Genomic DNA, 12,658 nt, shown 5'->3' on the forward strand with positions numbered 1-12,658 from the left:
TCAGCTTTTAAAACAAACTTTGGTCACTGAGCGTAGTCGAAATGCCAATGTTCAAAAAACTTATTAATTAAAAACCTTCCGCGCCCTAAGAAGACTCAACAGGTCCTTCATGTTTTCCTGACTGAAGTGAATGCGCTTATCCAACGATTCGGACTTCAGGATCAGTTCTTCCGCTTTCCGGTAATTCTTCAGGTAAAATGCAACACATGCCTTTTGATAATAACAAACCGCAGCAATTTCATTGTCAACGCGTGCTTTTTTATCTTTCGGTTCGTGCTCCAACAAAGCTTCGTCATAGATCAATAACGCTTTTACTACATCGGGATCCAAAGCATCCGCAGGCTTTGTGGCAAACCATTTGATCAATAGCTCTCCTGCATTATTGATATCCGAATAATCCTGTTTTTTCGATTTTGCGCCAATTGCGTACAAATCGATGTATTTGTTCCCAATCAGATAATCAGCGCACATCTTACTATAAACTCTTCCAACCAAATCCTCTACGGTACTCACCACCTTTTTTGATTTATTGTTGTAATACTCTGTTCGCGCATTCTCGTAATCTTTTGTCGAAGTACCTGAATATTGACTGTAACCGGATTCCCTATACGTTTTCACAGTCGTTCCATTTGCAAGATTCAAAGTAAAAACAAGGTCAATCTGTTCTTCCCCATCGTAACGGTAAGTTATTGTGGTTGTCTTATTTCCTGCCTTGTCCGTACTGGTGGAAGAGGATGTGGATGAAACCGCATTCTTTTTGATAATTCGATTCATGGAGAAAGTAACGTACATATCACTCGCCTCGATGGAGGTTGCAAAAGTATACACGCGGCTATTGAACTTCTGGATAAACATTCCACGAATGTTGTAAGAATCATTTGACATCGGGTCAACGTAAATCCGCGTGTTTGAGATATAATCCAGGTTGATGGGAGGAACATCTATTTGTAATGAAACCGCTTTTTCGGGCTTCAAATTTTGTGCTTGAACCGGTTGGAATAAAAAACAAGGTGCGAAAAGAGCTGCAAGAGCCAGAATCTTCATAAGTATCCGATTTAAAGTCTTTGGCGAAATTAGTCCAATTGTTGAATTATCAATTGATTCGGAAACTAATAAATTTTCTTCATGACACGCATCAGGGTTTCTGCCTTGTGTTCCGTTTCTTCCCATTCCAGATCCGGAATCGAATCAATGGTAAAACCTCCTCCAACATATAAAAAAGCTTTATCCCGGAACAACTGTGCGCACCGTAGATTCACAAACAGGTTGGTATTCCCTTCTTCAAACAACCCGATAAATCCGGTATACAATTTACGGTCATGCATTTCCCGGGTGGCAATCGCTTCAATTGCATTTCTTCTTGGAGTTCCACAAACTGCAGGAGTCGGGTGAAGATCCAATGCAATCGACCAGGCATTCGGTTTGGTTAAAAGTGCTTTAAAGTCTGTTTTCAAATGCTGAACCGGTCCTGCCTGAACCACATACGGTCCTTCGGATTCAATTTCCACGCATTGGTTTCGCTCCAGACTTTCTTTGATCGCATCTACCACAAAGGCATGCTCTTCCAATTCCTTCGGAGTCCATTCGTGCTCTTCATTTTCCCCATGAGTTCCGGCCAAAGCCACTGTTTTACAAATCATTCCTTCTTGGTTCATGAGCAATTCAGGAGTTGCACCGATCCATGTCCCGAATTCAGCAGAAGAAATCAGGTAACAGAATGCATTAGGATAAGTGCTTTCCAAAACATGGAACAAATCAAATGCTTTCTCACCTTGAAAGGGTGTTTGCTTGATCCGGGAGAAAACCCCTTTCTCAACCCCGAGCAAGGGAAATGAATTCAAAAAAGCCTGTGCCTCTATCTGATAATCCCTTCTTGAAATGACTGTTGGGATTTCCTTGCTGTAATGAAAATCAAAAACCGGATCGAATTCGGTCGTTTCCTTGAAGTGAAAAGTTCGTTCATGCAAGAAATCGGACACCACGAAACCGGAGGGTTTTTCATCTCCGTCCAAAGCTAAAAACTCCCCTCTTTTGATAACAGCAGCTTTTTCTTTAGGCAATCTATAAATCAGTAAATCTTTCACGATCTGGGAACAATCATTACAGTTAAACGTCCGGTACAAATCAATCGATCATTCGATTCATCGAAAATATCCACTTGCCAGATGTGTGTCCGTGAACCTGCGTGAACAATCTTTCCAATCGCTTTTACAGAACCCGTTTTCACACTTCCTATGTGATTCGCATTGATTTCAATCCCAACCGGCGCTTCCTTACTGAGATCCAATAACAAAGTAGAACCAATGGAACCGATCGATTCGATCAAAGCTGCACTCGCACCACCATGTAATAGCCCCATGGGCTGATGTGTCCGGTGATCGACAGGCATGGTTGCGACAATGTAGTCTTCCCCGATTTCCACACATTTGATATCCAAATGTCCCAACATGGTATTGTTGGAATACTTATTAATCTCTTCCAGCGAAATGTTATTCAATTTTCTCATCGACTCGTATACTTTTTTAAATTAGTTAAAAGTCTTTCAACAACTAACTTTCTCCCGATAAAATTACTACTTAAAGAGGTCTTGAAGACAACAGAAGTCCTTTTATTTGATTCAAAATAAAGCTAAATCGAATCAGTTGAGATCAATAAACCCCAAAATAAACCCTCAAAATAAAGCAAACCTACACTTTACATTTTTTTAAAATCTGGGATTGGATTAATTCCTATTTTCATTTCATCAAACTACAATTATGAACAAGCCAATCATGTCACTTCCTTGTAATCAGTCGCATACGCGGATGGAAAAGCGAGATGGTGGCTACTACTGTTCCAATTGTGAAAAGGTATTGACTGATTTTCGTCAGAAGTCAGAAACTGAAATCAAACAACTCATTACGTCAAACCCGGGAAAGGTTTGCGGAATTTTTCATAATCACCAAATCAGTTCGAAAACATCACATATTGCATTGTCCAATGCTTCCTACAGAGTGGGATTATCGTTGCTAGGTATACTTGGTTTTTTGGGTCCGGTAATCTCATCCTGTGAGTCGGCACCGGACGATGCAATTAGTGTGAAAGAAAAAGCGTTCAAAAAGTTGAAATTCCCGATGAAGATCAGCGGTCAACTGAAAGATGAGAAGACGGGAAAACCGTTGGCAAAATCACCTGTTGAAATTCAACAAGGAGGAAAGACCATTTTGAAAGGGTATACGGATGAAACCGGAAACTTTGAATTGACAGTCAACCAAAAGGACTTAAGAAGCGAAACCTTCGATTTGATCTACCTGTCAAAAAATCACATTTCAGATACTTTACCCAAACAGCACATCGAGACTTTTGCAAAAGGAAAGAAATTGATCCTTACACTTAAAGCGGAAGCCCTTAAATGCAATGTGAAAAACGGAGAAATTCCTGTTCCGGGAGAACTGGTTTTTGAGGGAGAAGTGGTAGAATATGAACCGCCAACAGCTGGTATTCCCATAATGGAAGTTGAATCTCCACCGAAGATTCCACCAATCAAACCGGCTGAAGAAATGAAACCTTAATAATTAACATAAATTTCTACCTACACCTAAATCAGATAAGGGGACTTGCGAAAGCAGTCTCCTTATTTTTTTAAACAAGGGACGCGATGCATCGGACTTGATGTATTATGCTCACCAAAATAATAATACGTTCTGATTTAGAAAACAATCCAAGCTTCAAACTGAATATTTACTATGTGTTCTATGGTTCTATGTGGTAAAATGAACCACATAGTACACAGTAAGTCACATAGTTTTTATAGTTTATATAATAGCTTGGTGAGTTTTCTACATTATTACCGATGCATAGCATCCCTACTTTATTCCGTATTCCTTACACGCCATTTCAACAAATCCGAAACCGAACTTGTACAGGTTGGCATCTGTAATTAGTAGAATCACCATCTTATTCTCTTTCAGCTTTTTATCCAAAGGCTGATTTTTCACCAACGTTTCTTTGGTAAATGAGGCCGGATAGATTTGTTCGTTGTAATACCAAAATTCTCCACCATTAAATAGCGAATTAGAAACATTCGAATTATATAAACCCCAATAGAAACTGTCCGCAATCATCAACACTTTGGGATCTTCCTTTTTAGGTTCGCGATTCGGATGAAATTCCGGATAAGCCAACAATCCAAGATCCGGAATTCCCAATAATAAGTTCATCCCACTTCCAATATCATTATCGTCTCGTTCCGGTCTGTTTTTTTCAATAATTCTGTCCAAGACAAGATATGGCGTTTGTGTTTTACAAGTGGAAGAAACATATTTCCCGATAGAATCAGCTGCCAAATATTGTCCATATACACTCCAATGAATACCTGTTTTGGGGAAAAGTGGGTACTTTGAACTTTTCTTCATGGATTCAAACCAGCTATGCATATCAATATAAGAAACACCCTGTTTGATGAATTGTTTCTTGAACACCTCATAGTTTATTTTGTCTTTCCGTTCACTTTTGTAATGATCAGGAATGAATTCCGGATAGAAGCTTCCTTTTCCGGGAGCAAAAATTACCGCCAATTGAATCCCTTTATTTTCAAGAGTATCCTGAATAGATTTCCATTTACGCGTTATCTCCTCAATTTTCTCTTCTCCCAGGAAATCTATACCGTAATACGCTTTGATATAATTCTCCTCATACAGGTAATCTTCTTTTCCCCTTACGACCCCTCGAGCATGTGCTATATTGAAAAAACTATAGTTCCATTGGTTATATAAACGCACCCAACCCGACCGAAATCCTGTATGCTCCTGAATGTATTTATCTTGTTCTTCCTGATACTTACCGGAGAACCAATTTGCTTTATTCAATGCAGGCTTGGATGAAAGTTCATAGGATCCATTCAAAGGTTTCTCCTCAAGAAAACGGAACTTATGTTGAATCATCGGGATGAACAACAAGGCAATGATCCCAGCAAAAACAACTTGCTTCAAACGTTTATATGTCGGTTGTTGATCCATCTTAAAAACGGTAATAAATGAATGGATTGAACCCTGAGGAAATTACCGAACTTGCACTCATAACAAATAGCAAGCACGTAAAAAACAAGAAAAGTGCATTTGCTAAAAAGGAATAAGAATTTCGCGTGTAGACAAAGTCTTGCATCTGCTTACCTATTTTAAATGCAGAAAGAAAGGAAAAGAATGCTGCAACAAACATCAAAGGCCAAAAATTCGAAAGGGTGATAAAAGTGGGATCCCAGCTAAAATCAAATAAGCGCTCAAAATAAAGTCCCACCTTGCTCAAATCATTTTCAATGTGAAAAATGACCCAGCCCATCATGACGATAACAAATGTGATCGCAATGGAAAGTACGCTGCCTAAGCGATTCAGGAGTTTCACCAGGAAAATGCGATCCAGGATCAGAAATGTTCCATGAAATGCTCCCCAAACAATGAAATTCCAGGACGCTCCATGCCAAAATCCGGAAAGGATGAACACCAGAGCCAAATTAAGATACAAACGCATTTTGGATGAAACACGATTTCCTCCCAGAGGAATGTAAAGGTAATCGCGCATGAAATTCCCCAAAGTCATGTGCCACCTGCGCCAAAATTCCGTGATGCTTTTGGAACTGTACGGACTATTGAAATTCTCCGGAAAATGGAATCCCATGATCTTACCCAAACCAATTGCCATATCGGAATACCCGGAGAAATCGAAGTAGATTTGCATCGTGTAAGCCAAAATTCCAATCCATGCTGTAGAAGCACTCAAGAGATGAAAATCCGTATCGAAAATCACTTTTGCCTGCTCTGCCATGACGTTTGCAATCAGCACTTTTTTAGCCAAACCGATGGAAAACCGATAGAATCCAATCAATTTTTCATCGATATTTTCCTTTCGCTCAATGACCTCATCCGCAATTTCCTGAAAACGTACAATGGGTCCTGCAATCAGTTTCGGGAAAGCCAACAGGTACAATAAATAGTCTTTCAGGTTCTTTAATGGCGCATGTTTTCCGCGGTAGACATCCACCGTATAAGTGATGGATTCAAAGGTGAAAAAGGAAATCCCGATCGGCATTATCACCTTGGTCCAGGTGACTTCCTTCAGACCAAAACTTTCCAGTAAAGCATTGGCATTTCCAACAAAGAAATTGGAGTATTTAAAATAGGCTAAAAGACCTAGATTGATAGAAAGAGAGAGAATGAGAAGGATTTTTCGCCTTTTAGCATCCTGTGATTGATGAATGGTACGAACCAATAAGAAATCTAAAAAGGAGGTTCCCAATAGTATGAAAACAAATACCGGGGCTCCCCAAGTATAAAACAGAATACTAAAAAAGAAGATCACCCAATTCTTCAGTGATTTGGGGACTACATGATAAACAAGCAGGAAAAAAGGCAGAAAGTAAAAAAGAAAGAGTGTACTGCTAAAAACCACTTGTTATAATTTCGGATTCCGAAGATAATAAAACTAGTGAAACGTCGACTTAAATTTCTATTCCGTTCAATTCATTTCAGTACAATCCTTTGATGAACTGATATTCTTTTTCCAATTTATTCGGGTTGGAAGTGATAACCTTCTCTTTACTCAACTTCGTTGCGAAAGCATTTACATCGATTAACAATTTAGCGATGTAGAAAAACATCAAAATATCTGCAATAATTACTAGTGTCATTTTCGAATTTATTTAATGGATAATATATATTTAGACAGTTCTTTCAGATCATCATCTGAGAGTTGCGAAAAAGCTGGCATTTGCGGATAATCCGCTCTTTTCTTACCGGGCTTTCTTACCCAATCTCTTAAACCTTGTTCATTTTTTTCATAAATAGAAACCATTTCAGTCATGGGCGGTCCAACCAATTTTTCATTTTGTTTATGACAACCTGCACAATTGGCCTGAAAAATAGCAGCTCCTTTAGCAACCTCTCCTAGTGAAGGGTCAATTTCCAATTCACTTTCTACTACCGGATTTTCTCGTGCTTCTTTACTCAAACGCTGAAATTCTTTGGTGTTTGCTGCTACTAAGGATTGATGCTTCTCTAATGAATGATGGCGATATAGTTGACGACTTCCTCCATAGAGGATCAAAAAAGCCAACATGGAAAAAATGATTTTTTTAAAATGCAGGTTGATGTATTCATCTGTATTAATCAGTGTTTTATAACAAAACCATAAAGCTAGCGCCAACAAGCCCCCTGCTACAACCATTATCCCTATCAATTCAAAAGAAATTCCTTTGGAAGGCAAAGTAAAGAGTACTATGATTCCAAAAAACAACTGCAATCCCAATCCAAGAATGGTAATCCGGTACCCCAAACGCTTTAAATCAACAACTTTAAATACGGAATAAATCGTACTGACTGCATAAGACTTTCTTCCGTTGTACCAAACAATAAAGATTCCGGTAACTGCAATGCAAGCACCTAAAAATTCGAAGTATCTTGGAAATACATTGGGCAAAGTCATCGCACTAAGAAACCCTTGAATCGTTCCCCATTTTTCAGGGAACATCATCAGATTCACATTTGCTAGAAAAATCAACGGAATAAAAAGAAAAATCAAAACAGCCAGCGCCATGATAGAAACATGAACCATCTTGTTATTTTCTAGGGCTTTCCAAGAATACTTATGCAGATAAGTAAGCAAAAACGCAACAATGACTAATGGAATAATCATAATCCATGCAAATCCGGTGAGCGCATTTGCCGAATAAAAATAAATCGTGTAGAGCGTGTTGATACTCAACAAAGGAGCAATCCCGAGAACAACAGCCATACTCTTATTGACGGTAATTGTTTTAGCAATTTCATGCGCAAAAGTATCGTATTCTTTGTTTTTCAAACCTTTAATTTGTGCCCAGAGCGTTACAATACTTCCTCCCACCATTAACTGTATGAACACAATATGGAGCAAAAATGAGACAACAAGGAGGGTAACCAGCAACCATTCAGGTAATGGCAAACTTAAGGGAATGTCTTTCGGAATTGGCGTATTCATCTATCTATCAATTGGTTATTTATTTATTTATTTTTCATTTCACTTCTTTCAGCAACGGATGAAGCGGAGTTGTAAGGATTTATTTGAACTCCGGTTGTTTGCGCTCCTTCCAAACCCTCACCTGTTTGTTGCAAATGCTTGATATATGCGGCCAAAGCTTCTAACTCTTTGGAATTTCCCGGAAAGGGTGGCATAAAGGTGCGCCCGTTGTGCATGCTCGGGACATACGAGATGATATCCAATTCCTGAATCGGTTTATTGAATCCATAAATTCGTTCAAACACATAAACAATGGAATTCACCCCCTGAGTCGTGTGACAGCGGCTGCAGGTATTCATAAAAACATCCTTCCCTGCTTCCAACTTGTTCTCTTCGGTAATCTCAGTTACAGAAGTATAAGTTGCATATTTGAGAATTCCATCTTTCTTATAAAGCGGATAATCTTCTTCACGCAATAAATTGGAATACATGTATCCTCCAATTACATAGGGCTTCCGTATAAACTCACGCACTCGTTCAAAAATCCCTAGAAATCCAAAAGTGAACAGGCACGGAATCAGCACATGAACGAAACGGATTTTCACCGAACGGAAAAGTGCCCAAATCGCTAATAAAACAGATAATGAGGCCGTACCGACAATGAAGTATTTAAGCAAATTATAGTATTCCGTGAACTCCATTGTCCCAACCGCCGTGCTCATGTTTTCCTTCATGGCTTCCGGCATCACACTCCAATAATAAATAGCTCCGGCAATAACCAATGGAGTCCAAGCCAACATCCATTTGGCTGCATATTTAATGGCTTTCGCTCTCAATTCACTTCCACGTCTGGTGAAAATGGTTGTGAGTAGCATTCCGAAAACACCACCTACCAACATTGCGGTGGGTGTTCTGAAAAATAATTGTGGTAGATAAATCGGATTTGAAAATCCATTCAATAGGGTGTGCTCATTGTTCCAATTGCCCGGATCCATCATAAATCCTAAAATGGCTACAATTAATACCATCGTCACCCAAGAGAAAATAGATAGAAACCAACCGAACCGAATATGTCTTAGTTTCGCTTTCAAGGAGGTATTGGAATTCTTCCATGTCAAGAAATAGATTAGAATCAGAACAACTTCCGTTACGAAAACAATCCATTCCGTAAACCAAGCCCAGTAAAATACCCGAATCAAACTACCAATGGAGGTCGGACTGACCAAAGCAACCGAAAACCAGATTCCAACACCCGTCATAGCGCCAATCGTGGTTGTTATAATGAAAGCAACTTTCATCTTTTTATAGATCAGTTTATCCCATTCCAAGTCTGTTATTTGGTCTTTTCCGGCTTTTACTACTCCTTTGTTTTCCAGCCAGGTAATGTAGGGTATAAATCCTACTGCTAATCCATGATTAATAAAAACGTGCAGAATGGCAATCATCGCAATTAAAAAGCGGTCATTGAGCCAATCGAGGTGAAACATCGGGAAATCCATATTCGTTTATTTCATTGAAAAATTCGTGCTGCAAAATTGGGTACTTACAATGCAAAACGAGCTAAAACAAAAGCGCAGGAAACCCTATTAATCGTTCCTGCGCCTATTCTGTTTCGGGACAATACTTGTCAAAAGCATTCCTTCGACTGTTACTTTTCAATTCAAATCAACTCTTTTTTAGTCTTGTCACATCTTCTTATCTCCTTATTCTGAACCGGCTATCTTACAAACCCCATTAACTGTTTGATTTTCGATACTGCTCAGGGGTGAGTTTCGTATATTTTTTGAAGAATGAAATAAAGTAAGAAGAATTATCAAACCCCAATTTCTCAGCAATTTCATAAACCGTCATCGAAGTGTAATGCAACAAGCGCTGCGATTCCAATACGATTCGTCTCCGAATGATTTCACCGGCTGTCATTCCGTATTCCCTTTTACACAATTTGTTCAAATAATTAGGAGTTACAGATAACTTGGCCGCATAGTTGACTGGTAATTTCCACTCCGAAAAATGCGCTTCAACTAGCCCTTCAAATTTTCTCAAACGATCCAACTGATGATTCGTTTCCATTTTCACTAATCCCGAGCTCCAATTTCGTTCAAGACTAAACAATAAAATATTTAAATAAGATCGCAGCACGAGCATACGTTCTTTGTGGCGCCCGGAAAATTCCAGCTGCATCCATTCTATTAACTGGCCGCAAGAATTCATCAGCTCTTCCTTCAGACGCAGAAAAGACTTTGTTTCTGCCTTCAAAAACTTAAACTGATGCAATAAATTGTTGTTGTATCTCAAGGAAAAAAAATTCTCTGAGAATGCAATAATCATCCCCTTTGCCTGCTTATTCATCTGTATTTTGCTGACGCAACCTGGCTTTATTACAATAACTAATTCCTGATCCAAACGAATCTGTTCATCATCAATGACAATTTCCCCCTCTGCTTGTTCTATAAACAACAAGCAATAAAAATCCTGTACATGAGGTTCTTCCAAGATGGGATAATCCGTCAATAAACCGGTTAATGACCTCATCCAAAACTGAACGTTACCGGAACCAAAAAGTTGCAGGTTGCAAACAGCTATTCCACTTCTGGTCATAACTTTTTGTTTGCGTTTTAAATATGAACTAACTGATTACCTGATTTGTTTGCGGAGGATGAAAAATTAGGGGGTGAAAAGTAAAGAGTGTTGATTTCCGGGTAAAAAAAGATTCGGAGCAATCCGGTTCATCAAAAACAGCAGATTCCTTGCAGGTAAAAGATTCCTCCCAATAAAAAGTCCATTCGAACTGCTTGAATTTACCGGAAGGATGCTTGGGTAATTGCTTTTCCTCGTGTTCGGATAATTGTTTTTCCAGATAACAACTTCCTTTACAAACCGGAATTTTATCAAACCTATTGATACATAAATCCCGGGCAATGTAATCCCGATTAACATAAAATGAACCAACAATATAAAGCCCATAGAATAGCTGTATCAGCAAACAACTCAACAGAAGCACTATCACTGTTCTTTTCATTTTCATCGCTTCTTATTCTTCTAAAAGCAACTTAATATCTGCCTCCAGTCTAATTGTTTCCTGATGATTCGTTCCGTCATAAACCCCGCGAATATGACCTTTTCTGTCTATTAACAATAATCCTCCACTGTGTGCATACCCTCCAGGAGACAAACTATCCTTTTTTGCAATGGAATAATACCCTTTGTCAGCAATATCCATAATTTCATCCTGATTTCCGGTAACAAAGTGCCATTTAGATGAAACAGCTTTCAGACTCAAAGCATAGGTCTTAAGCCTTGGAATTGAATCGTTTAAAGGATCAATCGTATGTGAGAGGAATAGCACGTCTTTTTCTCTTCTGAATGTTCGGTATACCTGATTTAGCTCCCTAGTCATCTTCGGACAAATGGTTGGACAAGAAAGGAAAATAAAATCGACCACATATATCTTCCCCCGAAAGGTTTCATTTGTAACCAAATTACTATCCTGATCAACAAAACTGTAAGGAGGAACAAAAGGATAAACCGTATCCAGAACAGTTTTTCCGTTTATCTGTTTTTCAACAATCTCGGGATTTCCTAAATACGGAAGTTCACTTGAACTGTTAGGTCTCATATTACAAGCAAATCCCCCCAAAAAAAGAATCAAAAAAAGAAGGAAGCCTTTATAACCGCGAAAATTCAATCTTTTCCATGAACTATTTTTTATCATTCCCCTCTTATCCTAATAAATGATTCACAAAAGTACGAAACTTTGCTCCTTCCCGGTATCCTTCCTTGAAGACTTGAAACACTCAAACAAGTCCTCAAAATCCCAAAATTGAGACAGAGCAACAACTAAGCTTATTCTTTTAAGAATGGGCAGAAGTAAAAAACGATATAAAAAACCTAAAAAACATCACTTAATGAATTGAAAATGAGTATTACTATCCTTTTTAAAACTCCCCCATTCCTCAGAAAAAGTTGACATTTGGCACTCAAATCAGATTAAAATGATGAATCTTTTGATTTTTTTGGATACGGTATTATTCATCTACATCGTCAAACTATTTTACGACATTTATAAATCTCTTGGAGAGATGAAGAATAATCAAAAGCTCAGTCAGTATATCAGCAAAAAAATGAATCGGAAAATTTCCTGAAAGTTTCTTGACAAACAAAGTGATTTTCTTAAGTCTGTACCTATGACGAGAAAATACAAATCAAACCATTTGTTTTTACTTTCATACAAAAATCTTACTTTTGGGGCGTGAAAAGATTCGTACTTTTTTTGGTTATTTGTTCCTTTTTGATACAAGCTTCCTTGAAGACAGCTATTTTCATTGACTGGAAAATCAACCAAAGCAAGATTACTGAACTTTACTGTATCAACAAGAACAATCCACTCATGCATTGTGAGGGAAAATGTTACCTTTCCTTGCAGCTCAAGAAAATCGAATCCGATTATCACGAATCAAAAGCTCCCTTCAATCCAAAGAACATCAAATCCACCGAATTTCTGCTTTTCGTTGAGAATTTCGTTTCAAACTCACTGGATCTAAGTGTTCCAGCGGAATCTACTTCAAAAGGAGGGATTTATCGGGGAAATTCAGCTCAATTTTACATCAGCACTTGTTTTCGACCACCCAATTGTTTTTCTAATTCTGCATTAGCCGCTTAACCGAAATCGATTAATTTTTATTAGAAAAAACAT

At 38.4% G+C, this 12,658-nt stretch carries 13 protein-coding genes; 2 read left to right on the plus strand and 11 right to left on the minus strand.

What is annotated here, in order from left to right:
- Window positions 1-63: 63 nt before the first annotated feature.
- The 3 genes from AAG807_RS07820 to AAG807_RS07830 all read right to left on the minus strand — a co-directional run bounded on the left by AAG807_RS07820 (window position 64) and on the right by AAG807_RS07830 (window position 2,506).
- Complete coding sequence (locus AAG807_RS07820; protein ID WP_341902122.1) at window positions 64-1,044, minus strand: hypothetical protein; 981 nt, start codon at window positions 1,042-1,044, stop codon at window positions 64-66.
- Between the two features lie 65 nt (window positions 1,045-1,109).
- A complete protein-coding gene (locus tag AAG807_RS07825; protein ID WP_341902124.1) occupies window positions 1,110-2,084 on the minus strand; it encodes a chorismate-binding protein in 975 nt (324 codons plus the stop codon).
- Window positions 2,081-2,506: a hotdog fold thioesterase gene (locus tag AAG807_RS07830; RefSeq protein ID WP_341902126.1), complete on the minus strand. Its 426-nt coding sequence runs from the start codon at window positions 2,504-2,506 to the stop codon at window positions 2,081-2,083. The genes AAG807_RS07825 and AAG807_RS07830 overlap by 4 nt, the downstream gene beginning before the upstream one ends.
- Before the next feature lie 250 nt (window positions 2,507-2,756).
- On the opposite strand from AAG807_RS07830, the gene AAG807_RS07835 reads away from it, so the two are divergent.
- Window positions 2,757-3,551 (plus strand): hypothetical protein, encoded by a 795-nt coding sequence (locus AAG807_RS07835; RefSeq protein ID WP_341902128.1) that lies wholly within the window; start codon window positions 2,757-2,759, stop codon window positions 3,549-3,551.
- A 294-nt stretch (window positions 3,552-3,845) separates the two neighbouring features.
- On the opposite strand, the gene AAG807_RS07840 is transcribed toward AAG807_RS07835, so the two are convergent.
- From AAG807_RS07840 to AAG807_RS07875, 8 genes are all read right to left on the minus strand, one after another.
- Window positions 3,846-4,997, minus strand: coding sequence for a hypothetical protein (locus tag AAG807_RS07840; RefSeq protein ID WP_341902130.1), 1,152 nt, complete (start codon window positions 4,995-4,997; stop codon window positions 3,846-3,848).
- Window position 4,998: 1 nt separating this feature from the next.
- Window positions 4,999-6,423: an MBOAT family O-acyltransferase gene (locus AAG807_RS07845; RefSeq protein ID WP_341902131.1), complete on the minus strand. Its 1,425-nt coding sequence runs from the start codon at window positions 6,421-6,423 to the stop codon at window positions 4,999-5,001.
- A 76-nt stretch (window positions 6,424-6,499) separates the two neighbouring features.
- Window positions 6,500-6,661, minus strand: coding sequence for a hypothetical protein (locus AAG807_RS07850; RefSeq protein WP_341902132.1), 162 nt, complete (start codon window positions 6,659-6,661; stop codon window positions 6,500-6,502).
- Window positions 6,662-6,669: 8 nt separating this feature from the next.
- Window positions 6,670-7,986, minus strand: a complete 1,317-nt coding sequence (locus tag AAG807_RS07855) for a c-type cytochrome (protein ID WP_341902133.1) — start codon at window positions 7,984-7,986, stop codon at window positions 6,670-6,672.
- A gap of 23 nt (window positions 7,987-8,009) precedes the next feature.
- Entirely contained in the window at window positions 8,010-9,464 is a 1,455-nt protein-coding gene (locus AAG807_RS07860) for a cytochrome c (RefSeq protein ID WP_341902135.1), read from the minus strand.
- 235 nt (window positions 9,465-9,699) lie between these two features.
- Entirely contained in the window at window positions 9,700-10,563 is an 864-nt protein-coding gene (locus tag AAG807_RS07865) for a helix-turn-helix transcriptional regulator (protein ID WP_341902136.1), read from the minus strand.
- A 28-nt stretch (window positions 10,564-10,591) separates the two neighbouring features.
- Window positions 10,592-10,984 (minus strand): hypothetical protein, encoded by a 393-nt coding sequence (locus tag AAG807_RS07870; RefSeq protein ID WP_341902137.1) that lies wholly within the window; start codon window positions 10,982-10,984, stop codon window positions 10,592-10,594.
- 12 nt (window positions 10,985-10,996) lie between these two features.
- Window positions 10,997-11,581 carry an SCO family protein gene (locus AAG807_RS07875; RefSeq protein ID WP_341902139.1) on the minus strand — a complete coding sequence of 195 codons (585 nt, stop codon included), beginning with the start codon at window positions 11,579-11,581 and terminating at the stop codon, window positions 10,997-10,999.
- 633 nt (window positions 11,582-12,214) lie between these two features.
- Between AAG807_RS07875 and AAG807_RS07880 the strand changes: the two genes are divergently transcribed.
- A complete protein-coding gene (locus tag AAG807_RS07880; protein ID WP_341902141.1) occupies window positions 12,215-12,625 on the plus strand; it encodes a hypothetical protein in 411 nt (136 codons plus the stop codon).
- Window positions 12,626-12,658: the final 33 nt, after the last annotated feature.

Origin of the sequence: Fluviicola taffensis DSM 16823 (genome assembly GCF_943372375.1) — a bacterium.
Lineage (GTDB): Bacteria > Bacteroidota > Bacteroidia > Flavobacteriales_D > Crocinitomicaceae > Fluviicola > Fluviicola taffensis_A.